At 66.7% G+C, this 26,458-nt stretch carries 22 protein-coding genes; 6 read left to right on the forward strand and 16 right to left on the reverse strand.

The genetic code is table 11. The annotated features are described in order from the left end of the window. Positions 1-74: 74 nt before the first annotated feature. A complete protein-coding gene (gene eccCa, locus AB0L57_RS12530) occupies positions 75-4,118 on the reverse strand; it encodes a type VII secretion protein EccCa (RefSeq protein WP_364960734.1) in 4,044 nt (1,347 codons plus the stop codon). Positions 4,119-4,277: 159 nt separating this feature from the next. On the opposite strand from eccCa, the gene eccD reads away from it, so the two are divergent. Then, a complete protein-coding gene (eccD, locus tag AB0L57_RS12535) occupies positions 4,278-5,744 on the forward strand; it encodes a type VII secretion integral membrane protein EccD (protein ID WP_364960736.1) in 1,467 nt (488 codons plus the stop codon). 7 nt (positions 5,745-5,751) lie between these two features. Beyond that, positions 5,752-7,179 (forward strand): type VII secretion-associated serine protease mycosin, encoded by a 1,428-nt coding sequence (mycP, locus tag AB0L57_RS12540; protein WP_364960738.1) that lies wholly within the window; start codon positions 5,752-5,754, stop codon positions 7,177-7,179. A gap of 272 nt (positions 7,180-7,451) precedes the next feature. On the opposite strand, the gene AB0L57_RS12545 is transcribed toward mycP, so the two are convergent. Both AB0L57_RS12545 and AB0L57_RS12550 read right to left on the reverse strand, forming a co-directional pair. Continuing rightward, positions 7,452-9,374 carry a hypothetical protein gene (locus AB0L57_RS12545; protein WP_364960740.1) on the reverse strand — a complete coding sequence of 641 codons (1,923 nt, stop codon included), beginning with the start codon at positions 9,372-9,374 and terminating at the stop codon, positions 7,452-7,454. Further along, complete coding sequence (locus AB0L57_RS12550; RefSeq protein ID WP_364960742.1) at positions 9,371-9,667, reverse strand: hypothetical protein; 297 nt, start codon at positions 9,665-9,667, stop codon at positions 9,371-9,373. The genes AB0L57_RS12545 and AB0L57_RS12550 overlap by 4 nt, the downstream gene beginning before the upstream one ends. A 306-nt stretch (positions 9,668-9,973) precedes the next feature. On the opposite strand from AB0L57_RS12550, the gene AB0L57_RS12555 reads away from it, so the two are divergent. Beyond that, positions 9,974-11,248, forward strand: a complete 1,275-nt coding sequence (locus tag AB0L57_RS12555) for an MFS transporter (protein WP_364960744.1) — start codon at positions 9,974-9,976, stop codon at positions 11,246-11,248. Positions 11,249-11,258: 10 nt separating this feature from the next. On the opposite strand, the gene eccB is transcribed toward AB0L57_RS12555, so the two are convergent. Next, positions 11,259-12,773 carry a type VII secretion protein EccB gene (gene eccB / locus AB0L57_RS12560; protein WP_364960746.1) on the reverse strand — a complete coding sequence of 505 codons (1,515 nt, stop codon included), beginning with the start codon at positions 12,771-12,773 and terminating at the stop codon, positions 11,259-11,261. 113 nt (positions 12,774-12,886) lie between these two features. Here eccB and eccE point away from each other — a divergent pair, with 113 nt between their 5' ends. After that, positions 12,887-14,575: a type VII secretion protein EccE gene (gene eccE, locus AB0L57_RS12565; protein ID WP_364960748.1), complete on the forward strand. Its 1,689-nt coding sequence runs from the start codon at positions 12,887-12,889 to the stop codon at positions 14,573-14,575. Between the two features lie 13 nt (positions 14,576-14,588). Here eccE and AB0L57_RS12570 read toward each other — a convergent pair whose 3' ends face one another. Next, positions 14,589-15,149 carry an NAD(P)H-dependent oxidoreductase gene (locus tag AB0L57_RS12570; protein WP_364960750.1) on the reverse strand — a complete coding sequence of 187 codons (561 nt, stop codon included), beginning with the start codon at positions 15,147-15,149 and terminating at the stop codon, positions 14,589-14,591. Positions 15,150-15,280: 131 nt separating this feature from the next. Between AB0L57_RS12570 and AB0L57_RS12575 the strand changes: the two genes are divergently transcribed. Continuing rightward, positions 15,281-16,264: a GAF domain-containing protein gene (locus AB0L57_RS12575; RefSeq protein WP_364960752.1), complete on the forward strand. Its 984-nt coding sequence runs from the start codon at positions 15,281-15,283 to the stop codon at positions 16,262-16,264. 11 nt (positions 16,265-16,275) lie between these two features. Here the strand turns inward: AB0L57_RS12575 and AB0L57_RS12580 are convergent, their stop codons facing one another. Next, positions 16,276-17,085: an S-methyl-5'-thioadenosine phosphorylase gene (locus tag AB0L57_RS12580; RefSeq protein ID WP_364960754.1), complete on the reverse strand. Its 810-nt coding sequence runs from the start codon at positions 17,083-17,085 to the stop codon at positions 16,276-16,278. A gap of 133 nt (positions 17,086-17,218) precedes the next feature. Between AB0L57_RS12580 and AB0L57_RS12585 the strand changes: the two genes are divergently transcribed. Continuing rightward, positions 17,219-17,533 (forward strand): metal-sensitive transcriptional regulator, encoded by a 315-nt coding sequence (locus tag AB0L57_RS12585; RefSeq protein WP_358203594.1) that lies wholly within the window; start codon positions 17,219-17,221, stop codon positions 17,531-17,533. 93 nt (positions 17,534-17,626) lie between these two features. On the opposite strand, the gene AB0L57_RS12590 is transcribed toward AB0L57_RS12585, so the two are convergent. The 10 genes from AB0L57_RS12590 to AB0L57_RS12635 form a co-directional block, all read right to left on the reverse strand. Beyond that, positions 17,627-18,472 carry an LLM class F420-dependent oxidoreductase gene (locus AB0L57_RS12590; RefSeq protein WP_364960756.1) on the reverse strand — a complete coding sequence of 282 codons (846 nt, stop codon included), beginning with the start codon at positions 18,470-18,472 and terminating at the stop codon, positions 17,627-17,629. A gap of 145 nt (positions 18,473-18,617) precedes the next feature. Next, positions 18,618-19,586: a tRNA pseudouridine synthase A gene (locus AB0L57_RS12595; RefSeq protein WP_364960758.1), complete on the reverse strand. Its 969-nt coding sequence runs from the start codon at positions 19,584-19,586 to the stop codon at positions 18,618-18,620. 111 nt (positions 19,587-19,697) lie between these two features. Then, on the reverse strand, positions 19,698-20,201 hold the full coding sequence (rplQ, locus tag AB0L57_RS12600) for a 50S ribosomal protein L17 (protein WP_364960760.1): 504 nt from the start codon (positions 20,199-20,201) through the stop codon (positions 19,698-19,700). Between the two features lie 50 nt (positions 20,202-20,251). Then, positions 20,252-21,310 carry a DNA-directed RNA polymerase subunit alpha gene (locus AB0L57_RS12605; RefSeq protein WP_030513445.1) on the reverse strand — a complete coding sequence of 353 codons (1,059 nt, stop codon included), beginning with the start codon at positions 21,308-21,310 and terminating at the stop codon, positions 20,252-20,254. A 99-nt stretch (positions 21,311-21,409) separates the two neighbouring features. Beyond that, positions 21,410-22,015, reverse strand: a complete 606-nt coding sequence (rpsD, locus tag AB0L57_RS12610; RefSeq protein WP_364960761.1) for a 30S ribosomal protein S4 — start codon at positions 22,013-22,015, stop codon at positions 21,410-21,412. 21 nt (positions 22,016-22,036) lie between these two features. Next, entirely contained in the window at positions 22,037-22,450 is a 414-nt protein-coding gene (gene rpsK, locus AB0L57_RS12615; RefSeq protein ID WP_364960763.1) for a 30S ribosomal protein S11, read from the reverse strand. Between the two features lie 10 nt (positions 22,451-22,460). Beyond that, positions 22,461-22,832, reverse strand: a complete 372-nt coding sequence (gene rpsM / locus AB0L57_RS12620) for a 30S ribosomal protein S13 (protein WP_067880929.1) — start codon at positions 22,830-22,832, stop codon at positions 22,461-22,463. 225 nt (positions 22,833-23,057) lie between these two features. Beyond that, on the reverse strand, positions 23,058-23,171 hold the full coding sequence (gene rpmJ / locus AB0L57_RS12625) for a 50S ribosomal protein L36 (protein WP_025347279.1): 114 nt from the start codon (positions 23,169-23,171) through the stop codon (positions 23,058-23,060). Between the two features lie 223 nt (positions 23,172-23,394). Further along, positions 23,395-23,616, reverse strand: coding sequence for a translation initiation factor IF-1 (gene infA / locus AB0L57_RS12630; RefSeq protein WP_003886926.1), 222 nt, complete (start codon positions 23,614-23,616; stop codon positions 23,395-23,397). A 285-nt stretch (positions 23,617-23,901) separates the two neighbouring features. After that, positions 23,902-25,182, reverse strand: coding sequence for an MFS transporter (locus tag AB0L57_RS12635; RefSeq protein ID WP_364960766.1), 1,281 nt, complete (start codon positions 25,180-25,182; stop codon positions 23,902-23,904). Positions 25,183-26,458: the final 1,276 nt, after the last annotated feature.

Here is a 26,458-nt window from a genome sequence, read left to right on the forward strand (position 1 = left end):
ATCGGTCGGCTACCACCCACCGAGAGTGTCCAATTGGCACCTAGCGTGCCATCTATCGGCCTGGTTGTCCACAATCACTCCGGGCTCCACGCTGTCTGGATGAGACCGGTACCAGCACGCGTCACCAATGTGCCACGCCCCGGAAGCATTTCACTCGGTCGCACGCCGGCCAGCAAGACTCCTTCTTCGCGGTTTCCGCTCATGATGAGAGCGGTGGATCCCACGTCCTTCATTCTCGACACCAGCGGCTCGTACAGTGCCCGGGATGCCCCGCCCGATCGCCGGGCGATGATCAGATGGAAGCCGATGTCCTTTGCGTGCGCGAGGAACTCGGCCAGGCATGCGACCGGATTTCCGCTGGAGGTCGAGACCAGGTCGTAGTCGTCGATGACGATGTAGATCTCAGGGCCGGACCACCACGAGCGATCTCGCAACTGCTGCTGAGTCACGTCCGGTCCCGGCATCCGCTGCCGGAACAGACCCGCGAGCTCGGCCATCATTTTCTCGAGCACCTCGGATGAGGGTGCGTAGCCCGCAAGGTGATTGGTCTCGACGACGCCCAGCAGCGTCCGGCGGTAGTCGCCGATGACAATTTTGGCTTGCGCCGTCGAGTTCGATTCCATGATCCCGCGGATGACAGCACGCAGCAGGTTGGTCTTGCCGCATTCGCTGTCACCGAAGACCAGGAAGTGCGGCTGCTCGGCCATGTTCAGGAACACCGGAGCCAGCTCGGACTCGTTCAGACCGATCGGCACCTGCAGATTCGGCCTGCTCGGGTCCACACGTGCGGTCCAATCACCGATGCCGTGGAGAAGGTCGTCACGCGTCAGGACCTCCGGCAACATGCGGACCTGCCTCGCCGGCCGCCCCGGTGTCGCTGCCGCGATCCGCTGCACCGCCTCCGCCACACCAGCGCCCAGGTTCTCGGGATTCGAATTCCCGTCCACGCGAGGCAGAGCCGTGAGCATGTGCTTCGCGTCCGGTGTCATACCGCGGCCCGGACGGCCCTGCGGAACCAGGGCCGCGACCTTGCGGCCCAGGTCGGAATCCATCGGATCGCCGAGGCGGAGTTCGATGCGGGTGCCGATCTGGTCCTTCAGGGCCGGGCGCGCCTCACGCCACGCGTTCAGCGCGATGATGACGTGGACGCCGTAGGACAGGCCCTGGTTGGCGAGGTTCATGATCGGTTGTTCGAGCGTGTCGAAATCCTGGCGGATGGAACCGAATCCGTCGACGACGACGAAGACGTCTCCGAACGGGTCCTCGTGGGCACCGGCCGCGGCCGGGCTACTCGACGGGTCGGTGCCACGCAGGCGCCGGAAATCGGCCATCGACTCGATACCCAGCTGGCGGAAACGCAATTCGCGCTGGCGGACGATGGTCGTGGTCTCCGAGATGGTGCGGCGGACCTTGTCCACGTCCAGGCGGCCGGCGACCGAACCGACATGCGGCAGGCCCTCTAGGCCCGCCAGGGTGCCACCACCGAAGTCGAGGCAGTAGAACTGGACCTGTTCGGCGGTGTGGGTCAGCGCCATACCCATGATGAGCGCGCGCAGCGCGGTGGACTTACCCGACTGCGGACCACCCACGATCGCGACATTGCCTCGGGCACCGGACAGATCGATCATCATCGGATCGCGGCGCTGATCGTAGGGCCGGTCGACGATGCCGATCATGGCCCGCAGACCGGCCACCGCGCTGTAGTCACCGGTGAGGATCGAACGCGGGAGCAGCTGATCGAGTGTGGGGGCCTCGTCCAGCGGCGGCAGCCAGATCTCGTGGGCGGTCCGGCCATGGCCCTGAATCCGGGAGACCAGCATGCCGACGTTGGAGATCTTCTCGGCGTTCTCGTCCGGCTTGGCGTCTTCGATCACGGTCGGCTCGGGCGGCAGCGGAATCCGGTCGCCGGAGCGGAACTGGACGTGCTCGGCGACGAAACGGCGCACGTTGATATCGATTTCGCCGCCCACGATGCCCGCCTGGGTGACCTCGCGCTGCGCGCCACCACCGACGTAGGGACCGGATACATAGGAAGCCTGGAAGCGCTGGATCTCGCCCGAGTCCGACTTCAGATAGCCGCCACCGGGACTGTTGGGCAGGTTGTACGCGTCCGGCACACCGAGCACCTGCCGAGATTCGTTGGCGGAGAAGGTCTTCAGGCCGATGCGGTAGGACAGGTGCGATTCCAGCCCCTTGAGCTTGCCCTCCTCCAGACGCTGTGAGGCCAGCAGCAGATGGACGTGCAGCGAGCGGCCCAGGCGACCGATCATCACGAACAGTTCCGCGAAATCCGGGTGCTGGCTGAGCAATTCGGAGAACTCGTCGAGTACCACGAACAGTGCGGGCAGCGGGTCCAGGTCGGCGCCCGCGGCGCGCGCCTTCTCGTATTCGGAGACGTTGGCGAAGTTGCCGGCCGACCGCAGCACTTCCTGGCGGCGGTTCATCTCACCGGCCAGCGCGTCCTTCATACGGTCGACGAGGTCGGCCTCCTCCTCGAGGTTGGTGATGACCGCCGCGACGTGCGGTACACCGTCCAGACCGAGGAAGGTCGCACCACCCTTGAAGTCGACCAGAACCAGGTTCAGCTGATCGGGTGAATGCGTGGCCAGTAGCGAAAGCACCAGGGTGCGAAGGAATTCCGATTTACCCGAACCGGTGGCGCCGATGCACAGGCCGTGCGGGCCCATACCGGCCTCGGCGGCCTCCTTGATGTCGAGATAGACGGGCAGACCGTCGGCACCGACGCCGAACGGCACCCGCAGCCGGTCGCGGCCGTAGCGCGGCTTCCACCCGTTCTCCGGGTTGAACGTACCGATATCGCCCAGGCCCATGAGCTGCGACCAGGTATTGATGACCTCGGCGTTGGCCTCCTCCACGACGACCTCACCGCCGCGCTGCACCGGCGCCACCCGGAACGGGGCGATCCGGCGGGCGACCTGTTCGGCCTGGCGGGCGCTGATCCGGTCGATGAGGGCGAAACGCTCCATGTTGCCGGTGGCGCCGCGGCCGACACACTCGCCGTTCTCCACCACCATCTGGATACCGCGCGAAACCGCAAGGCGCGGTGCGTAACCGCACAGATCGAGGATGGTCACGCCCTCGAAACCGGATTCCCGCAGCGAGTCCTCTTCGGCCTCGAGCAGACCACCGTCGACGATGATGACGATGTGCACCAGATTCTGATTGGCGGGCTGATTACGCGAGTAGCGGACCCGGTTGTGCAGCAACGGGTTCAGGCCCTCGGTGAGCTCGCGGATCGACCCGTAGACCATGCGCTGGGTGCCCACACCGTCCTGGGAATCCGGATGCTGGGTGTGCGGCAGCCACTTGGTCCATTCCCATTCGGGCGCCGTGTCGGTACCGCGGACCACCGCGACCAGAACCTGGTCCGGGGCCTGGAACATGCACAGCTGCAACAGCATCGCGCGCGTCATGTCGCGCGCCTGGGCTCGGTCGCCGTTGAGCTGGATGGTTGCGAAACCCTTGACCGCGATGGCGGTCGGCAGATCCGGCACCGTCGAGTGGGTGCGCACGAAACGCCGCAGCGAGACGGCGGCGATGGGCTCGAGTTCCTCGACCGGGCCGGTCTCCGGTGACACCAGCCGGGTGGCCAGGCGCTGACCGCCCAGGCCGATGCGGGCGTGGCAGAAGTCCTTGTCGCCGGGGCGGCGCTCCCACATCCGGCTGGTACCGGCCAGCATCCAGACCAGGCCGGGTTCGGGATGACTCCACTCGACGGCCTGCCGCTGCTGGGATGCGGTCTCGTCGACATCCTTGCGGACCTGGTCGAGATAGCGCAGATAGTCCTTGCGATCTTCGTTGGCCTCGGCGGCCTTCTGGCCCTTACCACCCTGACCGGCGAACATGCCGACCATGGAGAAGACCATCATCATCGGGAACATCATGCTCATCGGGTTGGAGGCGATGCCCCCACCGCGGGTGAACATGATGGCCATCATGCCGACCATGCCCACGACCATGACGACAGGCATCAGCTTGCCGATGAGGCTGCCGGGGATGGCGCGCGGGATCTCCGGCGGTGGCTGCAGCGTCACCTCACCACCCGGCGACCGCGGCACCTCCCGGCGCGCACGCCGCTGAAACCTGACTGTGCTCATCGTCGGAAGATCCCCCTTCGGCGGCTTTGCTGCGGACTCAGTGTAGAGGCAGCGGCCGACATGTCGTACAGTTCGGGCAGCATTCTGCACGGACCGGCCGCGCCACCGCAAACCGGAGCGCATGCTGAAACACCAGGTAGAGACGGAGTTGGGGGAAGCGTGACGCACGCGCGACTGGACCATATCGAAGAGGATTCGAGCCGGGGAATCGTTCGGGCGCCGGATCTGGCGCGGGTGACAATTCTGGCCAAGCACACACAGGTCGACATGGCCATTCCAGTGGATGTGCCGGTCGCCCTGGTCATTCCGAGTGTGGTCGACATGGTTGCCCAGCACAGTCGCACCAACGATTTCGACAACAGTGGTGAACAGTTCCAGCCCGCCGAATGGGTTCTGGCCCGGATCGGCCAGCCACCGTTCTCCAATTCACTGAGCCTCGGTGAACAGGGTGTGCGCGACGGCGAACTACTCATGCTGGAGAGCGCCGACCATGTGGCCCCCAGCCCGCTGTTCGACGACATCATGTACAACGTCGCGATCGCCGATGTCGATCACTTCCGTAGCTGGTCACCGCAGGTCGCGCGAATCACCGGATCGATCGCCGCGGTGCTGATCATGCTCGCCGGTTGCACCGGCCTGCTGGCCACGCCGGATGCGATGTCGGGCTATATCACCGGATCGATCGCCGCGGCCGTCACCATTCTGCTGGTCGTGGCCGGCACCGTGATGAGCCGCATGTACGGCGACACCACTTCCGCCCTGGTCCTCGGCGGCTGTGCGCTGCCGAGCGCATTCGCCGCCGGGATGCTCATCGTGCCCGACCATTACGGTTGGGCCAATCTGCTGCTCGGCGCGGTGTTGTTCGGCGCCACCGCGGTGCTGGCCTGGCGGGTCAGCGGTGTCGGATTGGCGTTGTTCATCGGTGCCACAACGGTTTCCGTCTTCGCGATACCGGCGGCACTGGTGGGATTGCTGACCGCACAGCCGGTCAAGGCGATCGGCGCGGTCGCGGCCGCACTCGCGCTCGGTGCGCTCTCGCTGGCGCCGCGGGTGTCGATGCTGCTCGCGAAGCTGCCGCTACCGCCGGTGCCCTCGCCCGGCACACCGATCGATCCGACCGAGGACGATCCCGACGACCATCGCGCACTGCCGACCATGGATGTGCTGCGCACGAAATCCGAACGCGCGCGGATGTATCTGGCCGGGCTGGTCGGTGCCACCACGCTCGTCACCGCGGTCGGCGCGTTGGCTTCCACCGATCCCACCGCCGACAGTCCGTTCTGGCCCGGAATCGCACTCGCGCTGGTCTGCGCGGTGGTGCTGATGTTCCGCAGCCGTACCTATGTCAGCGCGGAACTGGCGGTCGTGCTGCTGGTCGGTGGCGCGGCGATTCTACTGATCCTGACGGTCGGCGCGGCCTTCGTGGTGGAGCAGCCGCTCGCGATCTTCGGCGCGGCCATGGCGATGTTGATCGCCGCGCTGGTGCTGGGCACGGTCGTGCCGAATCAGCAGGCCACCCCGCCGATGCGGCGCGCGGTGGAGCTGCTGGAGTACGCCTTCGTGGCGGCAGTTCTGCCACTGGTGTTCTGGGTGGCCGAGCTCTACACGCTCGTTCGATCCCTCTGAGCCCCGCATGAATCCGAAAATGCTCGGGCAGCGCGTCGTTCGCGTCGCGGCGGTGGCCGCGGTGGTGGGGTTGAGCGCGTCGGTGGGGGTGGGGACCGCGGTGGCGGATCGGCCGCCGCCGATCGTTCCGGGGTTGATGCCCGACGGGCCGCCGATGGGGCCGCCAAACGAAACCGAACAAGCCAGCAATACGCCGTGCGCCAGTACCCAATCCGGTGGCGACGGGCCGACGGTTCCTGATGCGCAACGCGCTCTCGGCATCGACAAGGCGTGGCAGTTCTCCAGGGGCGCAGGGCAACTGGTCGCGGTCATCGATACCGGTGTAGCACCCAATCCTCGGCTGCCCGACTTGATCGGCGGGGGTGACTACGTCTCACATACCGATGGCACCGAAGACTGTGATGCGCACGGAACCTTTGTCGCCGGGATCATCGCGGCGAGTCAGGTCCCCGGGCAAGGGTTCGCAGGTGTCGCTCCCGACGCACGCATTCTCAGCATCCGCCAGTCCTCTTCGCTCTTTCAGCAGAAAGGCAGGAGCCTCCAGAAAGCGCCTGACGAGATGCCGGACGCTTACGGCAGTACCAACACTCTCGCGTGGGCGGTCCGACATGCCGTGGACATGCGTGCCACCGTCATCAATATGTCCTTGACGGCCTGTAAAGCGGTATCCGAGCCGTTCGAGGATCGTGCTCTGGGTGCTGCTGTTCGTTATGCCGTCGAACATGATGTCGTCGTGGTCGCGGCCGCCGGTAACACGGACAAGGACTGCAAGAACGCCAAGAATCCGGTGTTCGATCCGCTGGATCCGACAGCAGATCCGTGGAGCAAGATCGATTACAGCGTCTCGCCGGCACGCTACGACGATTACGTGTTGTCCGTCGGCTCGGTTGATTCGAACGGCCAGGCGTCGAAATTCACCGTTCCGGGCCCATGGTTGGGCGTTGCCGCACCGGGCGAAAATCTCACCTCGCTCGATCCGCATTTCAATGATGCGCAGAGCAAGGGCATGGCGACCGCCAAAGTCGACGCCCAGGGTCGCGCTGAACCGATCACCGGAACAAGTTTCGCCTCACCATATGTCGCAGGTTTGGCGGCGCTGGTGCGATCCCGTTTCCCGGAGCTGAGTGCCCCCGAGGTGATCAAGCGCATAGAGGCCACCGCCCACGCACCGGCGGAGGGCTGGAATCCGAATATCGGCTACGGGATCATCGATCCGGTGGCCGCGCTGACCGATCAGGTTCCGGCGCAACTGCCGCCGAAAGCCCAGCATCCGGTCAAGTCTCGCCAACTCCCGGTACCGGCGAGCGCGCCGGCGCCCGACAACACGGCCCGGAATGTCGCTTTGATCGGTTCGATCGGCACGGGCGTTCTGGTGATACTCGGCGTGCTCATCTCGTTCCCGCTACGACGCAAATTCAACAACAACAAGAACTGACCAGCACGAACAGCGCCCGGAGAGTACATTCTCCGGGTGCTGTTCGAATGCCAGGCGCGGTAGTCGAATCGACCATCGAAATCGGAGCGGCTATCGGCGCCGTTTCGGGTGCTCCCTCGACGGGTCAGCGTCGTCCTCCGAGTCCGAATCGATGACGCCGAGTGCGGCATTGTTCTCCCGCGCCTCATCGTCCACTTCCTCTATGCGGTAACGGATTCGACGGACGCTGTCTGCGTGTTCACCGGCGATGCGCTCGATGTTCTCGGCCCAGTTCATGCCCGCTTCACCTCCGGCTCGGAATCCTCCGCATCCTCCGCGTCCGAATCCGGGGCGTCCGGCAGCGGTGTGGCCTCCGGAAGTTCCGGCCCCGAATCCGCTGCGCGCGAGGGTATGTGGCTGGTGTCGGCGGCGTCGACGAAGTCGGGTCCGTCCGCACGGACCGGTGCGACGTACTGGATCTTCGGCCGGTGTTCCGTCTCGTTCTCCGAGCGCGCGGGCGAACCGTGTCCTCCACCGAGGAACCCACCGGGCGACATCGCGGACGATGCGTTCGGTGTGGCGGCGGCGGTGGGTGACGACACGGGCTGCGCGGCCGGCGCGGGTGTGGTTGTGCCCGGAATCGACTTTCCGTCGTTCGTGGGCGGAACGCCGTTCTGAGGCGCGTTGTTCCGGGCCGTGTCGTCGGGGTGGCCGGCCCCCTCCGTCGGCGCGCTCTGAGCTTGCGAAGTGTCTTGTGCCGGAGGGGTTTCGGATGCGCTGCCGTCCCCGGGCGTAGCCGGGTTGTCGCCCGGCTGCTGCGCACTCGTCGGCTGCTCCGCGGCACCGGGATTGGTGTGATGATCGACGAGCTTGTCGATCTTCTCCGCGGCGTCGACTCCCTCCTTGACCAAGCCTGTGATTCCGTCGGTGCCGACCACCGATTTGAATGCCTCGCCGAAGTCCTTGGCCGTCTCCCCCACGGCCTTCAACGGATCGCCGAGGTGGGTAAGGAGATCGGGGACCTTGCCGGTGATCTGACTCGCGGAGGTCAACACGTTGGAGATGTCACCCGGACGCCATTCACCCACCTTGCCCATATCGGTGCTGGAAGTCGGTGGTTTCGCGGCGGGCTCGGCCGGCGTCTCGCTCGTGGGCTCGGCCGGCGTCTCGCTCGTGGGTTCGGTCGGTGCCGCAGGTTCGGCGGCCGCGACGGGATCGGCTCGACTGGGCGGCGTATCACCGTTCAGCGCCGACACCGGGGTGGCTGTCGGATTCGTGGCGGCCGGATCCGTTCCGTCCGCTTCGGCTGGTGCGGTCGCTGCCGCCGGCGCGTCGGTCGTCAGCGAGGCGGGTGTCACCTGTGGCAGGCCACTGAACAATGCCTGCGTGTTCCCCGGCTGACTTGGCTGCAGCCCGGTGCTCGCGGACGGTTGTCCGTCCGGGCCTTTGTAGGGCGAAGCCCCCAGGCTCTCCAATGCTTTGCCCAGCTGGTCGTACACACCGGTGACCGCGGTGTGAGTGGCATCGGTCAACCCCGTGAACGCCGCGATCTTGCCGTCCAGCGCGGGGACGAATACCCGGTCCAGCCAGTTCTTCGCGTAGGTGGCGGGCTCGTCGGCCGCGCCGATCTCCGGAAGGATGTCGCGCACCTTGGTGCGTTGTTCCTCGGCATCGGACGCGCCGCCGAAACTACCGCCCGCATAGGTGATGACCTTGTCGATCTGGTCGGCAGATTTCCCGGCCAGCGTGGTGGCCGTGGCGAAATCGGTGCGAACCGCGTCGGCCTTGGTGCGTACCACGTTCTCCAACTGCTCGGCCGCCGCCGACAGCGCTTGGGCGACACCGCTCAGGTTGTCATGTTCCTTGCCGACGTCACCGCCCACCCGCTGCACCATCTGCGCGGCGTTGTCCGCGGCGAGCGAACCGTTCCACTGGGAGGGCAGCTCGCCCAGACGAAGCTGCTGGATGCGGATGGCGTCACCGATACTGCCGTCGAGCTCCCGAGTGATCGTGCTGCCGATGGTGCGCAGCGGGTCCACATCCATCCCGCGTTGCTGGTCGTAGCGTGCCGTCAGCGCGACCTCATCGCCACCGGCCGGATTCGCCCCGGTCCAAGCCTTGTACCGGGGTATGAACGTGCTGAAGAAATTCAAGCCGTCTTTACCGGAATCGAGCAGTGTGTCGATCCCCGTGTTCGGCGAATCCCCGCGCCTCATACGCTCACGCTGTTCTGCGCGATGGCAGCGGCCGACCCCAGGTCGATTTCGCCGTTCATGGTCGCGGCCTGTCCGAGCACCGCGCCGGTGTCGTTGACGCAGTTGGCCCACATGAACATTCGCTTCCGCAGGCCGTCCAGACCACTGATGACACGCTCCCCCTGCGAGTGGTAGTCGTGCCCAGCATCGACGGCCGTGAAGCCGTCGACAGTGCGGGAGAACTCGAGAACACTGTCATTCAGTTCGGTTGCCGACTGCTGCAGGTTTGTCGAAATATCCTGCACCACAGGCACATTTATCTTCATAACTTCCCCCCGACGCACGAGTCGGCCGTAACAGGCCGCCCCGCTCGCACCATGTACGTTCCGCAGCGAAGATTACCGCAAATCAACCGAACCACAAGCCCGTAACGGCTTTTCGTGATGCGGCTCGCGCGCAGGCTTCTGTCCGGCGATTCGTCCCTTATAGGTGATATGTCGTTGTCCCGCACGGCAAATCCGTCCAAGATCGACACGCCCACCGTGGGGATGACCCAGTATTTCTGACAGCGGAGGCGGTCGACCCCTCCGCCGCCATACCTCCGAGGGGCAGGAACAACCATGGCAGTAGCCCGCAAACAACGTCTCACGCCGGACCAACGGAATTCGTTCATCGCCGCTCAACTGGGCTGGACGATGGACGCCTTCGACTTCTTTCTCGTCGTCTTCGTCTACGCCGACATCGCCGTCACCTTCGATATGCCGAAGTCCGACGTCGCCTTCATCACCACCGCGACCCTGATCATGCGACCGGTGGGCGCGCTGCTGTTCGGCATCTGGGCCGACCGGGTCGGGCGGCGCATTCCGCTGATGGTCAACGTCGCCTTCTATTCGATCGCCGGGTTCCTGTGCGCCTTCGCACCGAATTTCACTGTCCTGCTGATACTTCGGCTGTTGTACGGCATCGGCATGGGCGGTGAATGGGGGCTCGGCGCGGCACTCGCGATGGAGAAGATCCCGCCGGAACGACGCGGCTTCTTCTCCGGACTGCTGCAGGAGGGGTACTCGTTCGGATATCTGCTCGCCTCACTGGCCTCCCTGCTGGCGATGAACTGGCTGGGACTGTCGTGGCGCTGGCTGTTCGCACTGTCGGTGATTCCGGCGTTGATCATCCTGGTCATCCGCACCCGGGTGGGCGAATCCGAGGCGTGGGAGAGCAGCCGCGAGCAGATGCGGCTCACTCAGACATCGCTGCGAGACGTGCTGATGAATCCGGCGGTCATCCGACGCTTCGCCTATCTGGTACTGCTGATGACCGCGTTCAACTGGATGAGCCACGGCACTCAGGACATCTATCCGACCTTCCTGTCCGCGGTCGACAACGGCGGCGCCGGATTGTCCTCGGCGACCGCGAAATGGATTGCGGTGGTGTACAACATCGGCGCCATCATCGGCGGCCTGGTGTTCGGCAGCCTGTCCCAGAAGTACGGCCGCCGCTACACCGTCATCTTCTGCGCCCTGCTCGGCCTGCCGATCGTCCCACTGTTCGCCTATTCCACGACCGCGGCGATGCTGTGCCTGGGTTCGTTCCTCATGCAGCTGTTCGTGCAGGGCGCCTGGGGCGTGATCCCGGCCCACCTCACCGAACTGTCACCGGATTCGATCCGTGGCTTCTATCCCGGTGTCACCTACCAGCTCGGCAATCTGCTGGCCTCACTCAACCTGCCGATCCAGGAGCGCGTGGCCGAGAGCCACGGCTACCCGTTCGCTCTCGCGGTCACCATCGTGCCGGTCCTGCTGGTCGTGGCGTTGCTGACCTTGATCGGCAAGGAAGCCAAGGGAATTCGCTTCGGCACCGATGCGAGTGCGCTGCCCGAAGTGCCGTCCCGGCCATGAGCCGGGACCGCTAGTTCGGGGACTGCTGCTGGGCGGCCTGGTCCTGCTTGGACTGCACGAGTTGTTTGGCCGGCGCCGGGTCCGGGGCCACGCCGTCGTGGGCGACCATCGCCTCTTGACGGCCGAGCGTCGGACCCGCGGCGAGCAACCCCACGATCTGGTCCGGAGCGAGTTCGGGCTTGGCCTTCTGCGCGTCCATCCCCAGCGCCTTCTGCGACTTCTCATCCTTGATGCCGTAGCGCACACCGGTGTCGGCGATGAAGAACATGCTGTCGCGGCGCTGGCTGTCCGGCTCGATTCCCGTGGTCTGCACGAAGAATCCGGAACCGGGGGTGGAGTAGAAGGCGTCCACATTCTGACCGGAACCGTCGGCCTGTGCCAGCGGTGTGGTCTGGGCGCTGTCGGGGATCGGCAGCGAATAGCCCGTGATCACCGCCAACGACGCGCGTTTACTGCCATCGGTGGCCTTGTCACCCGCACCGGCCACCGGCTTCCAGGACATGCACGCAACGGGCTGATCCTTCGCATCCACGATGGTCGGCGCCTGCACCGGATACTGCTGCACGGGAAGCTCGTTCGACACATCCGGGCCCACGGCCTGGGACTGGTCGATCTCCGGGTTGTCCGAGGTCGAGGTGGTGGAATAACGGATGATGTCGGCGGTCAACGGTGAGATCGGCTGCAAGCCGGTGCCCAGCACCACGTAGAACTGATCCTTGGTGGCCACGTGCACCACATCGCCGATGCGATGGTTGTTCAGCGAATAGGGTGGTACGCCACCAGGATCGACGATCTTGGGCGGCTCGATCGGCAGCACTTCCGGGATGGAGTTGAGCAGACCGGGGCTGATCGGCCGTGGTGTCTTGCCACGGACGCCGAGCGCCTCGGTGACCTTCGGATCGTTCATGTTCACGCGCGCACGCTTGTTGTCGTAGACCAGATAAGCCGCGTCCCGCCCCTGAACCAGCAGCGCCGAATCGGCGCCCAGCTTACCGGCCCTGCTGCCCAGCACCGGATCTCCGGCGACCACGGTGGTGGTCAGATCCTGGCTGCCGTCGTTGGTCAACCCGTCGCAGATCGACCATGCCCGCCCGTTACCGCTGCCGTCGAAATTCAGCGAGGAGGGGGCGCCCGGGATGCCGATCAGCGCACCGCGTGGCTTCTTGGCGAGTTCGGATTCCTTGATGGACACCGCTTTCGCGGGTTCACCGACGGCGAGCCGTGCCGAGGACAGGTTGAGCGCGGGGTGCACGACCCCGTCGATCACGGCGTACACCGCCCCGGAATCCTTGCCGAGCAGGATCTTGTTGTCCCCGATGGCACCCTGCGGGCGCAGCAGCGCCAGCACGCCGCAACCGGCCAGGGCGACGATGCCCAACACCAGTCCGGCGGCGTACGCACGCGATTGCGAGCGCATGGGATCGTGCAGCATCCGCACGTCCCGGCGCACCAGGGCGTGCTCCATCCGCCGGACCAGGAAGCGGTAGCCGCTCACCTGCCAGCGCGTAGTGGGTTTTGAAGGCATGCGTCCTCCCCCGAACAGTGCTCGCGTTCGCCCAACACAGTACAGTTCAGCGGGACTGAAGTTCAGCTCGGCCGTCGATGCATCGGCCGGCACCGGGTACTTGGGGGACGATGATGGCCGAATCCAGCGGTACCGACAGCCGCCCGCTCCTCGGACGAATCTCGCTACCGAACCTGCTGGCCGCGCAGGTACTGGGTTTGGTCGTCGGAATCGCCGTACTCGTCACGGGCCTACCGGGCTGGTACGCGCTGGGCGCGGCGATCGTGGCCGGCCTGCTCATCCTGATCCCGATCGGCAAACGCACCATCGCATCCTGGATCGCCACCGTATGGCGCTATTTCACGCGTCAAGACTACGACCTGGGCGACACCGTCGACTTCCGCGGGCCGGACGGCCGCTCACTGGGCCTGTATTGGGAGGGCAGCCGGGTCGTCGCCGTCGTCGAGGTGCTGCCGCCCCGCGGCGGGCTCACCCGCATCGACCGCAACACCGTGCACGCATCACATCTGCTGCCGCTGCCCGAACTGGCGCAGTGCCTCAGCCAGCACGACATCCTGCTGTCGGGCATCGACATCATCAGCCACGGTCACCGCAGCCGCTCGGGCACGCCCGCCGGCCCGATCTACGAATCGCTGCTCGGGCCGCTACCCGCGACCGCGCACCGAACCGTCTGGCTCGCAATCAGTTTCGACGCCCTGAGCTGCCCGGAAGCCACCTCCCGTCGTGGCGGCGGCACCGAGGGCGCGGGCCGCGCGGTCACCATCGCCACCCAGCGCATCGTGCGGGCACTCGAGGACGCCGACTGCTCCTCACGTGTGCTCACCGCGCCGGAGATCCGCAAGGCCGTGTGGCAGATCAGCGCCGGGGTCGACCCGCGCGAACTGACCCAGCGCTGGCGCTGTGCCGAGCTGGGCAACGGTGTCAACATCGGCGCCGCGGTCGATCCGAAGCAGCTGGGCTCGGATCTGCTGGCGCAACTGTGGGTCGCCCCCTCGCGCGGAACGACCGTGACGGTGCGGCTGCGCCCGGGCACCTCGGCGGAGACGGTGCACATCGGCGCCGCCTGGCGGCTCACCGCGCGCGAACTGCCGGAGAAGACCAAGAGCAAGGGCATGGTGTCGCTGAGCGGCCGCCACCGCCAGAGCCTGCTCGCGCATCTGCCGATCGCCATCCCGGGTATGGACGACACCGTCCCGATGAGTCAGTACCCGATCGACGTCGTGGGTGTGCTGCATCTGCCCTCCTCCGGCTGCGGCCAGCTGATCGGCTCGGACGCGGAGGGCAACGGTGTCGCGGTTCGTCTTGTCGGCCAGGGCATTTCGGCGGTCTACGTGGCCGGCGAGCTGTATCTGGCACAGCAGCTGGTGTTCCGCGCGCTGGCGGTCGGTGAGCGGATCCTGGTCCGTACCGATCGCCCGCAGGCGTGGGAGCAGCTGGTGTCCACCATCGGCAATCCCGAGCGGCTGACCATCGCGGTGGAGACCCATCAGAGCGATGCCGGTTTCACCGCCGCCGTGGTCGACGGTGTTCTCGCACCGGCCCCGCACGCGGGTGTCACCACGATCTACCTGACCGGTGACCCGATGGGCTGGCCGGCCACCAAGCCGGATCTGTCGATCCACCAGCCCGGTGCGATGGGCAACCACGTGGTGATGCGGACCGGTACCGCGCAGGTCGATCTGACGCTGGTCTCGATTCCGCGGGAAACCACCTATATCGGCGATCCCCGGGGCCGCCGCCCGGCACCGCAGCAACAGCCGCAGCCGCAGCCCCGGCGCCGCGCCGCTACCGCACGCCGCTAGTCCGCGAGGCGTATCACCCCGGGTAGGGATCGGCCGCGCGAGCGGCACGCAAATGCCCTGCCCACCAGGACCATTGCCGGAGCAGACGCTGGGCGGCGTCGATCGCGGCGCCGTCCGCGGTCTCGCCGGCGGCGTCGAACTTCCGTTTCGCCTCGTGAAAACTCACGGTCTCGCGGATCGAGACCATGTGCAGTTCCGCGACCACCTGACGCAACTGCTCGACGGCCCGCAGACCGCCCGACAGCCCGCCGTAACTCACAAATCCGATGGGTTTGGCACGCCATTCGCGCTTGCACACATCCAGTGCGGTCTTCAGCGCGGCCGGATAACCGTGGTTGTACTCGGAGGTGACGACGATGAATCCGTCCGCCGCACCGATCCGCCGCCCGTACGCCTCGACCTCCGGGCCGGCGGTCAGATCCACCGGCAGCGGAGTGTGCGCCAGATCGATGACGCCGACGTCGAGACCACCGTCCGCGCGAGCGGTGCGCAGGAACCAGTCGGCCACCACCGGCGCGAACCGCTCGGGCCGGACACTGGCCACGATGACCTCGAGCCGCAACGGATCGTCCATCCGCCCAGCCTAGTCGGCAGCCACGCCACCCGACCCCTGTGCGCGCGGGCCCGACGACATCCGGCACGATGTTCGTCGGCGACGAGCAGGGGACGGGACGGCACCGCGAACCGATCGGGAGGGGACGAAGCGTGATTCTCGGGCACTGGTTGCTGATCGAGACACTCGACGTCCCCGCGACCTGGTCCGTCCTCGCTGTCGACACCACGCCGCGACGCTGGAAATCGTTGGCTCGCACCGTTCCCGCCCGCCTGATGCCGATCCTCACGGCGGCCGCCGTGAGCGGCGAGATCGTGGAACGGCAGCTGCCGAAATCGCGCCACGCCTGGTCCGGTCACCACGCCCGCGCCGTTCCGCTGCCCGGGCCCGACGACCGGGTGCACGCGGTCCAGATGTGGGTGGGGCCGGACACCGCGCCCGCGCCCCCGCCGGTCGCGACCCAGCTGCTCGATACCCGCACCCGCGCGACCGAAGTACGTTCCGCGACGCCGGGACCGGCGTTCCATCGGCGGCGCTCGGTGTGGGTGGGCGCCGAATCCTTCGAATACGTCGAACGTTTCGACGACGCCCTGGATCTGGCCGCCACGGTGGCGCACGGGACACCGGGATCGCGCTGGTGCGGTGAGCTGGTCGTACGCACCGCCGATGGCCTGCGCACCCTGATGATGGCCACCCGCAACGCCACCGACGATCCGAACCTGTGGCGCGGTCTACTGGCCGATATCACCGACAGTATCGCCCCCCAGGCCAAGTCGTTCGAGGCGGCGACGGTGGACACGCTTCTCAGCCGGAACCCCGGGATGTATCTGGTGGTCCTGGACACCGATCGGATCCGGGTGATCCGGTGGATCAGCCCGCCCGTTCCCGGTCTCGACTGGACCGGTGGCACCGATGAGCGTGCACTGCCCCATCCCGCCGATCGCGAGCGAATCATCGCCGCGCGCCACGACATCCGTGCGGGCGCGTCGTCGATCTCGCTGCCGGGGGTGCGACTGGCGGCCGTCGGCGGTGGCTGGATCACCGTCGACGCCGAGGTCTCACCCCTGCCGCACGGACCGGACGGCACCGGGATCCCGCATTTCGCCCTGGCCAGGATCGATCTGCGGAATCGCTGACGGCACCGGCGTCAGGGCAGTTCGAACGGCAGTGTCACACCCTCGTGCACCGCGCAGCGGGCACAGGTCCCCTCCTGCTCGACCGCGGCGACCGCACGCCGCACCAGCGTCTTGAACGGCACCAGATTCCGCTCGAATTCGGCGAATACCGCGGCGGCGCTGACACCTTCACCCGCTTCCAGCCCGGCGTCCAGGTCGGTGACCAGAGCGATTGCGGCATAACACATTTCGAGCTCGCGAGCGAGGACCGCCTCCGGATATCCGGTCATGTTCACCAGTTCCCAGCCCTGTCCGGCGAACCAGCGACTCTCGGCCCGGGTGGAGAAACGGGGGCCCTGCACCACGACCATGGTCGCGGCGTCGTGCAGCGGCAGCTCGGGCACCGCGGAGCTCGTGGCGGCCGAACGCAATTCATCGCAGTAGGGATCGGCGAAGGAGATGTGGATGCCGCCGTTGTCGAAATAGGTCTGATCCCGGCCCGAGGTGCGATCGACCAGCTGATCGGGCACCGCCACGGTGCCGGGTCCCCAGTCGGCGCGCAGACTGCCGACCGCGCACGGCGCGAAGATCCGGCGCACCCCGACCGAGCGCAGCGCCCACATGTTGGCCAGGTACGGCACGGTGTGCGGCGAGTACTCGTGTTTGCGCCCGTGCCGCGGCAGAAACGCGACCCGGCGCCCCTCGACCTCACCGACGGTGATCGGCGCGCTCGGCGCACCGTAGGGCGTATCCACCTCGAGGGTGGTCGCGTCGTCGCCGAAGAAGTCGTAGAAGCCCGTACCGCCGATGATGGCGAGGGCGGGACGGGACAGGGAGCTCATGCCCCCGATTCTCGCGTACCCCGTCACACCGGGTGCAGTCGCCTCGGCCGCGAGGCCGTACCCTGACAACGACGACCGGATACTGTACCCTAGGGGGGTATTAGCGAACCGGGGTGGGAGTGAGGAACAGCCGGTGACCGAGGATCAGGTCGGACACGACCACGCCAGCCACGGCTACATCACAGCCAAGGAGGACTACCTCAAGCGGCTGCGCCGGATCGAGGGTCAGGCGCGTGGCCTGCAGCGCATGGTCGAAGAGGAGAAGTACTGCATCGATATCCTCACCCAGGTCTCGGCCATGACCAAGGCACTGCAGGCGGTCGCGATGGGCCTGCTCGAGGACCACATCAGCCACTGTGTGGTCGATGCCGCGGTACAGGGCGGTCCGGAAGCGGACGCCAAGATCAAAGAGGCCACCGACGCCATCGCCCGGCTGGTCCGCTCCTGAGGCCGGACGCGCCGCGGAGCACCGTCGGCGCCCGGGCGGGATCGCGCGGATCCGGTGGTCCAACCGAATCTCCGACCCCGGCCGGGCGGCCGATCACACGCGGGCGGCGAGTGCGGGGGCCAAGGCGCGCAGCACCCCGATATGGTCCTCGTCGGTGACCTGGATGGCGACCTGGTCCGCCCCCACCTTCAGATGTTCGACCAGCGCGTCGGCGATCTGATCGGCGGTGCCGTGCAGGGCCAGTGCGTCGATCAGCCGATCGCTGCCGGGCGGGGTCAGATCCTCGTCGGCGAAGCCCAGCCGGCGCAGATTCGCGACGTAGTTCCGCAGGTTCAGGTAGAACTCGGTGCGCGGTCGAGCGGTCAGCCGCGCCTGGACCGGATCGGTGTCGAACGAGATCTTGTGCTCGGGGACGAGTAGCGCATCCGGGCCGAGAATTTCGCGGGCCCGCCGAGTGTGCTCTGCGGTCACCAGATACGGCAGGGCACCGGCCGTGCGGTCGGCCGACAATTTCAGGACCCGTGGGCCGAGGGCAGCCAACGCGAGCTGCTGCTTGGGCACCCCGTTCGCGTCGAGGACGTCCACATAGTCGACGAGCGCGTCGTAGGGCTTACGGAAGTCCGAATCCTGCTCGGGATGGCCGGCCCCGAAGCCGAGAATGAACCGACCCGGAAACCGCTGGTCGATGCGATGGAACGACTCCGCCACCTGCGCGGCCGGCGCCGACCAGATATTGACGATGCTCGTCCCGACCGTCAGATTCTCGGTCTCGTCCAGCAACGATTCCACCGCCGGCAACTCCGCGGGCGGCGATCCCCCGAGCCAGAGGGTGCTGTATCCGAGCGTCTCCAGCTCCCGAGCCTGCCCAGGCTCGAAACCGGCGTAGTACCGCCAGACACCGAATTTTCCGATTCCCGTGTTCCGCGCACGTTCAGTCATATCCGGTGCGAACCCGGCCCCGGTACGGACTATTCCGTGAAACGGCGAAGACATGCGACTGCCCGTCCGCATCGATGGCCGGCATCGACACCTCCGGTCGCGAACATTCCGGGCGCATGCGACCCGCACCCGACCGGCCGCGGTGTCAGTCGCCGCAGCACCCTTCCGGACGCGGAACCGTCCGCATCTCGCGGGTTTCCGCATTCCGGGCGGCCAGATCCGCGTCGGCCGGGTAGTCGACGGCGATCAGGCTGAGGCCGTGCGCGGGAGCGACAGTCACCGCACTGGATCGTTCACGTTGCGCGAGAAGGGATTCCACCCATTCCGGGGTGCGGCGCCCCTCCCCTACCGCCAGGACCGCGCCCACCAGGCTGCGGACCATGGACCAGCAGAAGGCGTCGGCGCTCACGTAGGCGGTGAGCATACGGGCGGCCCCGATCTCGGCATCGCCCGCCGAGCCATCGGTCGCCGCCGGTTCGACGGCCGAGACCGCCTCGAAGCCGGCGGCGAAACCATCGATGCGGGGAGCGCCGAGCGTACCGATCGGACTCGTGACCCACTCGAAACGCTGCAGTTCCCGCACCGTGGTGGCGCCCTCCCGGCGCCGGCAGAACGCGGCGAAATCGTGCAGGCCCAACAGCTTTCGCGATGCCACACGCATGGCGTCGAGATCGACCCCCGGGCGGCAAGCGACCACGCTGCGAGCCAGCAGCGGCGGTGCGCCATAGGCAGCGGTGGTCAGCCGGTAGGCGTAGTGGCGGCGGATCGCGGAGAAGCGAGCATCGAACTCCGGCGGTGCCGTGCGAATTCCGGTGACCCGCACATCCTTCGGCAGGAACCGCGCCAGCCGGTGCAGAAGTTTGCCGTAGTCGGGACCGGCGGCGGTGTCGAAGTGGGCGACCTGACCTTCGGCGTGCACGCCCGCGTCGGTACGACCGGCCACCGTCAACTGAATAGGCTCGCGCAGAACCTTGCTCAGCGACTCCTCGAGGACGCCCTGCACGGTGCGCAGGCCGGGCTGACGGGCCCAGCCGGTGAAGTCGGTGCCGTCGTAGGCGATATCGAGCCGTACTCGAACCGCAACCGAGGTTGCCTCCGAATCCTCCACGGTCACAGCAATCTCCTGGCTAATATGAGTGAAGCCCGCCGACCCGGAGGGGACGGCGGGCTCTCTCATGAATTCCCGACGCAGTTGAGAAAGTCCCCGCACGCGGCGGGGACCAGCTCATTCCGCCTTGTCTTCGGCGGGAGCCTCGGCGGACTCCTCGACCTCGGCAGCCTCGGTGGCCTCTTCGGCCTTCGCCTCGGCGGTCTCGGTCTTGGCCTGCTGAGCGGCGACCCGGCGAGCGCGATCGGCCTCGTTGGTCACGGTCTGCTCCCGGACCAGCTCGATGATCGCCATCGGCGCGTTGTCACCCTTGCGGGGGATGGTCTTGATGATGCGGGTGTAGCCACCGTCGCGACCCTCGAACGACGGTCCGATGTTCGCGAAGAGCTCGTGCAGGACATCCTTGTTGCGGATGACCTTGAGCACCTCGCGGCGGTCGGCCAGCGTACCGGCCTTGGCCTTGGTGACCAGCTTCTCGGCGTAGGGGCGCAGCGCCTTGGCCTTGGCCTCGGTGGTCGTGATCCGACCGTGCTCGAAGAGCGCCGTGGCCAGATTGGCGAAGATCGCCTTCTGGTGCGACGCCGACCCGCCGAAGCGAGCACCCTTCTTGGGCTTGGGCATTGGTTGTTCTCCTTTGGGAAGGCCGAACCGGGGCTGGCACCCCGAGTGGCCTAGAGCTGTTCGGTTTCGGCGTAGTCCTGCTCGCCGTTGTCTGCATCGCCGAAGGAGCCGCTGTCACTCCAGGTTCCGGTGGCGGCGTCGTAACCGACGACGCTGGACGGATCGAAGGAGGCCGGGCTGTCCTTCAACGACAGGCCGAGCGAATGCAGCTTGACCTTCACCTCGTCGATGGACTTCTGGCCGAAGTTGCGGATGTCCAGCAGATCCGACTCGGTACGCGCAACCAGCTCGCCGACGGTGTGCACACCCTCGCGCTTGAGGCAGTTGTACGAACGCACGGTGAGGTCCAGGTCCTCGATCGGCAGCGCGAACGAGGCGATGTGATCCGCCTCGGCCGGGCTGGGGCCGATCTCGATACCCTCGGCCTCCACGTTGAGCTCACGCGCCAGGCCGAACAGCTCGACCAGGGTCTTACCGGCCGACGCCAGCGCATCCCGCGGGGAGATCGAGTTCTTGGTCTCGACATCCAGGATGAGCCGGTCGAAGTCGGTGCGCTGCTCGACACGGGTGGCCTCGACCTTGTAGGTCACCTTCAGCACCGGCGAGTAGATCGAATCCACCGGGATCCGGCCGATTTCCGCACCCGAGGCCTTGTTCTGCACGGCGGGGACGTAACCGCGACCACGCTCGACGACGAGCTCGATCTCCAGCTTGCCCTTGTCGTTCAGGGTGGCGATGTGCATATCCGGGTTGTGCACGGTCACACCGGCCGGCGGGACGATGTCACCGGCGGTGACGGTGCCCGGGCCCTGCTTGCGCACGTACATGGTGACCGGCTCGTCCTCTTCGGACGACACGACCAGGCCCTTGAGGTTCAGGATGATGTCGGTGACATCTTCCTTCACACCCGGGACGGTGGTGAACTCGTGCAGCACACCGTCGATGCGGATGCTGGTCACCGCGGCCCCCGGAATCGAGGACAGCAGGGTACGGCGCAGCGAATTGCCGAGGGTGTAACCGAAGCCCGGCTCGAGCGGTTCGATGGTGAACTTCGAGCGGTTCTCGGCCAAGACCTCTTCGGCCAGTGTGGGTCGCTGTGAAATCAGCATGAGGATCTCCTCCTTCAGGGGCGCCCGCTATTTGACGCCCACGAACTGGGGTGTGGGTGAGCATGCCGGGCACGCTCACCCACCAGCAGCACGAACGGCTTACTTCGAGTAGTACTCGACGATGAGCTGTTCGTTCAGCGGCACATCGATCTGCGCGCGCTCCGGAAGCTGGTGGACCAGGATCCGCAGCCGGTTCGGGACGACCTGCAGCCAGCCCGCGTTCGGGCGGTCGCCGATGGTCTCGCGAGCGACCTGGAACGGCAGCGTCGGCAGCGACTTCTCCTTGACATCGATGATGTCGTACTGGGAGACCTGGAAGCTGGGGACGTTGACCTTGCGGTTGTTCACGGTGAAGTGACCGTGCGAGACCAGCTGGCGAGCCTGGCGGCGGGTACGGGCCAGACCGGCGCGGTACACGACGTTGTCCAGCCGGGTCTCGAGCAGACGCAGCAGGTTGTCGCCGGTCTTGCCCTTCTGCCGGTTGGCTTCCTTGTAGTACCGGCTGAACTGCTTCTCCATGATGCCGTAGGTGAAGCGGGCCTTCTGCTTCTCCTGCAGCTGGAGCAGGTACTCGCTCTCCTTGATCCGCGCGCGGCCGTGCTGGCCGGGCGGGTAGGGACGACGCTCGAACGCCTGGTCGCCTCCGACGAGGTCGACACGCAGACGACGCGACTTGCGGGTGATGGGGCCTGTATAACGAGCCATTTTTCGCTAAATCCTTTCCCGCTAGACGCGACGCCGCTTGGGCGGACGGCAGCCGTTGTGCGGCTGCGGGGTGACGTCGGAGATCGTGCCCACCTCGAGGCCGGTGGCCTGCAGCGAGCGGATCGCGGTCTCACGGCCCGAACCCGGACCCTTGACGAACACGTCGACCTTCTTGACGCCGTTCTCCTGCGCCTTGCGGGCAGCGTTCTCGGCAGCGAGCTGCGCGGCGAACGGGGTCGACTTACGCGAACCCTTGAAACCGACGTGACCGGACGAGGCCCACGCGATGACGTTGCCCTCGGGGTCGGTGATCGAGACGATCGTGTTGTTGAACGTGGACTTGATGTGCGCGTGGCCGTGGGGGACGTTCTTCTTGTCCCTGCGACGCGCCTTCTGGGACTTCTTGGGGCCGGAGGCCCGACTCTTAGGAGGCATTCAGCTATCCCTACTTCTTCTTGCCGGCGACGGTCTTCTTCGGACCCTTGCGCGTGCGCGCATTGGTCTTGGTCCGCTGTCCGCGCACCGGCAGGTGGCGGCGATGGCGGATGCCCTGGTAGCAGCCGATCTCGATCTTGCGACGGATGTCGGCCTGCACCTCGCGGCGCAGGTCACCTTCGACCTTGAGATCCGACGCCTCGATGTAATCGCGCAACCGGGTGACGTCGTCGTCGCTGAGATCCTTCGAGCGCAGGTCCGGGCTGACGCCGGTGGCGGCCAGGATCTCGTGGGAACGGGTACGACCGATTCCGAAAATGTAGGTCAGCGCGATCTCCATGCGCTTTTCGCGCGGGAGGTCGACGCCCATCAGACGTGCCATGTGGCAGGTTCCTTAACTGTTGCGGAGGTCTGCTCCCTGTCCGTCCCCTCGAATGGGGCCCCGGCCTCCGTTCCGGGGGTAGGTCACTCGTCCGCCCGGGAGTTCGTTTCCGAACCGCGGGCTCGCCGACGGGCGACTGGCGCTGGGAGGTCTTCTTGATGTGCCAATCCGAACTGCGTTCGGTGCTTGGCTGGTGAACCCCTGCGTCGGGGTACAGCCCAGGACTCAGCCCTGACGCTGCTTGTGACGCAGGTTGTCGCAGATCACCATGACCCGGCCGTTACGGCGGATCACCTTGCACTTCTCGCAGATCTTCTTGACGCTCGGCTGAACCTTCACGTCCGTCCAATCTGGTTGTGGTTCACACAGGGTGCAAACACAGGTGTTCCCCGGCCGTACGACCGGGGCACTTCTCCAGGACCGCGGCCCTGGAAGTCTTCGGGGGTCCGGGGGGCGGAGCCCCGCCGGACGGGGTGTGCGGGTCGTACCCCCACACAACACCAAGTGAATCGAGTTCAGCGAGCGCATCCCGCGAGCGGAGTGCGCCCGCTCGATTCACTTCTCACTTGTAGCGGTAGACGATGCGACCGCGGGACAGGTCGTAGGGCGACAGCTCCACGACCACGCGGTCCTCGGGCAGGATGCGAATGTAGTGCTGACGCATCTTGCCGCTGATGTGCGCGAGAACCTTGTGACCGTTCTCCAGCTCGATGCGGAACATCGCATTGGGCAGCGGCTCGATAACTCGACCCTCGACCTCGATGGCCCCGTCTTTCTTCGCCATATCCTCCGCGATCCCGCTTACGTTGAAACCCGGTGTGGTCTCAACTCTTCGGCTAGCTTGTCACTGCAGTTACCGGTGCACTCCAGTCGACGTGGTGCCATACTCGACATAGGTCACATGCCAACATGCATGTCACATGGGCACGAACAGACGTCGGGTAGATGCACCGCCGACCAAGCTTACCTGCGTGCCTGCGATCCGGCCAAATGCGCCCCTTGCCGCCCGCTTCGAGCCGACTTACCATGCCACCACTCCGGGTCGGACCTCGTCCGCGGACCCGGCCCGTCACCGGGCGGCGAGCGGCCCGCGGCCCGTCAGCGGACCCCAGGCCGCGATCAATCCGATCATCAGCACCAGCGCGATCGTGATCACCGTGAACACCGTGCCCGGCCCGTGGTTGTCCAGCAGCGGCAACAGCAGGAACGGCTGAATCGCGGTGCTGAGTTTCGACAGTGCGTAGGTGGTCCCCGAAGCGGTGCCGCGCACCGTCGTGGGGAACGACTCCGGGAGATAGGTGTGCAGGGCGTTGGAGAAGACGTTGCTGGCCAGGGTGAACAGTCCACCGGAGAGCAGGATCAGCGGCACGCTGGTCGCGAATCCGAAGATCAGTCCGAAGATCGCCATCAGGCCGGCCGAGATCAGCACCAGATATTTGCGCTCGATCCGTTCGATCAGCGGGATCGACAGCATCGAACCGAGCGGATAGCCCAGATAGGTGATGGTGAGATAGCCCAGCGAGTTCACCACCGTGAACCCCTTGTGCTGCAGCACCAGCACCGCGAGCGTGCCGAATCCGTAGTAGCCGAAGACCTGCAGGACCATCACCGCGGAGAACAACAGGGTGCGGCCGCGAACGGGGCGGCGCAGGATCTCGCCGAAGGCGACCTTCCGGGACGACTCGGCAGTGGCCCCGGCGGTGTCCTCGTGCTGGGCCAGCCACTGTGGCGATTCCGGCATGTGGCGGCGGGCGACGAACACCAGCGCCGCCCCGAGGCCACCGAATACGAACAGCCAGCGCCAGCCGTCGGTGCCGAACGGTTCCAGTGGAACCAGCCAGCGGGCCAGGAATCCCACGGTCGGGACGGCACAGAAGCCGATGGTGTAGGCGATCGCGATCATCCGGCCGCGCACCTGCGGCGGCATCACCTCGGACAGATAGGTGTCCGAGACCGTCATCTCCGCGCCGATGCCGAGTCCGGCCAGGACCCGGGTCGCCATCAGGAACCAGACGTTCGGACTGAACGCACCGAGCAGGGTGAAGCCCGCGTACATCCCGATATTGATCATGAACATGCGGCGGCGGCCGAACACATCCGACAGCCGGCCGATGACCAGCGCGCCGAGGAACTGGCCGACGAAGGCGGAGGCGAGGATGCCGCTGAGCTGATAGGTCGACAGATCCAGCTGTTGTTTCAGGACACCGGTGATGGTCCCGGCCAGGAACAGCTCGTACAGATCGAAGAACAGCCCCATGCCGACCAGCGCGACGAGCTTGCGATGTACCGGCCGGACGGGGAGTTCGTCCAGCCGCACCGGCCGGGTTCCGTCGTCCGGGGTGACTGCCATCTCGATACGCTCCCGACCTCGCAACCGAAGGGCAATCGCGGCGTCCGGTCGGTCCGCGATATATCGTTCGACCGTTTTCTCGGCGGGGGGTAGGACGCCCGTCGCGGTCGATGGCCCTCGCGTAAACTACCGGCTGTCCAGAAAATCGGTAACGCAGATCCCAGGGGGACGCCCGTGAGCGTGCGCAGCGAGCGAAATGTGGACGCAGCGCCCTCGAATCCGATCACCACGAGCCGCGGCGAGGCGCTGCCGTGAGCCGTAACAACAACGATCTCCCGATGTTGCCGCCGTGGCTGTCGGAGAGCGAGGTCACCACCACCGGTTACGAGGCTCCGGTCCAGAATCTGCCGCACGAGGAGCTCATCCCCGAGGACAGCGTTTCGCGGCGGTTGTTCTCTCGCAAGACCGACGAGCCCGAGAAGAAGAAGCGCAAGTCCCGGCGCAAGGACAAGGCCGAGGACGCGTCGCAGCCCGAGTCGGCACCGTCGTGGGGGCCGCCGGAATCGGCTGTGCCGCGCGACGAACCGCGGCCGGACGCACCGCGCAACGGTGGCGATCACGGCACCGGCCCGATGGGTCGGCAGCAGCCCGAGGCCTACGGCACGCACGGCGCCGCCACGGAATACCGCCCGGCACCACCGCAGCAGTTCGCGCAGCCGCAGGCGCCGGAACAGCCCTATCCCCCGGCACAACCACCGCTCGCCCCGCAGCAGCAGGCACATCCGCCCGCACCGGCTCCGCTGCGGCCCGCGGACCGGACGCCACCGGATCCCGGGCCGGGTGAACAACTTCCGCCCGCACCGCATCGGCCCGAATCCCGGCCGCCGATTCCGCCTGCCCCGCCACACCCGCCGGAGGGCGGGAGCGAGGACATGACCGTGCGGGTGACCCGGCGACCGGATCTGCCGCCGTCGCCCCCGCAGCCCGCACCCAGCCCGCCCCAGCAGGCCGCGCCCACACCACCACCCCTGCCCGACTGGTCGCAGGCGGCCGCGCCGGAACGATCCGGCCCGCAGCGTCTGGGCGTTCCGGAGCAGTACGGCACGGATTCGGCCGCCGCCCAGCCGATTGCGCGACCGGAGTCGGTGGACCGGCAGTCCCCGCACGGCACGAACGCGTCCGACAGCACGACGGCGCAGGAACCGCCGGCGACCGGCACAGGGTTCGATCAGGCTGCGCACCAGGCCGTTTCGAGTGCGCCCGCTCCGGCGGAGCCCGATGAACGGGCGAACGATGCTCAGACCCCGCCGAACTGGCTGACCGGCAATTCCGGTTC

This window comes from Nocardia sp. NPDC052254 (assembly GCF_040679495.1).
Classification (GTDB): domain Bacteria; phylum Actinomycetota; class Actinomycetes; order Mycobacteriales; family Mycobacteriaceae; genus Nocardia.

Excerpts from the sequence above, each read along its gene's own strand:
- AB0L57_RS12570 (WP_364960750.1), bottom strand. The coding sequence starts at position 15,149 with ATGGACGATCCGTTGCGGCTCGAGGTCATCGTGGCCAGTGTCCGGCCC.
- AB0L57_RS12605 (WP_030513445.1), bottom strand. The coding sequence starts at position 21,310 with ATGCTGATTTCACAGCGACCCACACTGGCCGAAGAGGTCTTGGCCGAG.
- rpsK (WP_364960763.1), bottom strand. The coding sequence starts at position 22,450 with ATGCCTCCTAAGAGTCGGGCCTCCGGCCCCAAGAAGTCCCAGAAGGCG.
- eccB (WP_364960746.1), bottom strand. The coding sequence starts at position 12,773 with ATGCCTTCAAAACCCACTACGCGCTGGCAGGTGAGCGGCTACCGCTTC.
- rplQ (WP_364960760.1), bottom strand. The coding sequence starts at position 20,201 with ATGCCCAAGCCCAAGAAGGGTGCTCGCTTCGGCGGGTCGGCGTCGCAC.
- rpsD (WP_364960761.1), bottom strand. The coding sequence starts at position 22,015 with ATGGCTCGTTATACAGGCCCCATCACCCGCAAGTCGCGTCGTCTGCGT.
- eccE (WP_364960748.1), top strand. The coding sequence starts at position 12,887 with ATGGCCGAATCCAGCGGTACCGACAGCCGCCCGCTCCTCGGACGAATC.
- eccCa (WP_364960734.1), bottom strand. The coding sequence starts at position 4,118 with ATGAGCACAGTCAGGTTTCAGCGGCGTGCGCGCCGGGAGGTGCCGCGG.
- AB0L57_RS12635 (WP_364960766.1), bottom strand. The coding sequence starts at position 25,182 with ATGGCAGTCACCCCGGACGACGGAACCCGGCCGGTGCGGCTGGACGAA.
- mycP (WP_364960738.1), top strand. The coding sequence starts at position 5,752 with ATGAATCCGAAAATGCTCGGGCAGCGCGTCGTTCGCGTCGCGGCGGTG.
- AB0L57_RS12555 (WP_364960744.1), top strand. The coding sequence starts at position 9,974 with ATGGCAGTAGCCCGCAAACAACGTCTCACGCCGGACCAACGGAATTCG.
- rpsM (WP_067880929.1), bottom strand. The coding sequence starts at position 22,832 with ATGGCACGTCTGATGGGCGTCGACCTCCCGCGCGAAAAGCGCATGGAG.
- AB0L57_RS12545 (WP_364960740.1), bottom strand. The coding sequence starts at position 9,374 with ATGAGGCGCGGGGATTCGCCGAACACGGGGATCGACACACTGCTCGAT.
- AB0L57_RS12580 (WP_364960754.1), bottom strand. The coding sequence starts at position 17,085 with ATGAGCTCCCTGTCCCGTCCCGCCCTCGCCATCATCGGCGGTACGGGC.
- AB0L57_RS12590 (WP_364960756.1), bottom strand. The coding sequence starts at position 18,472 with ATGACTGAACGTGCGCGGAACACGGGAATCGGAAAATTCGGTGTCTGG.
- infA (WP_003886926.1), bottom strand. The coding sequence starts at position 23,616 with ATGGCGAAGAAAGACGGGGCCATCGAGGTCGAGGGTCGAGTTATCGAG.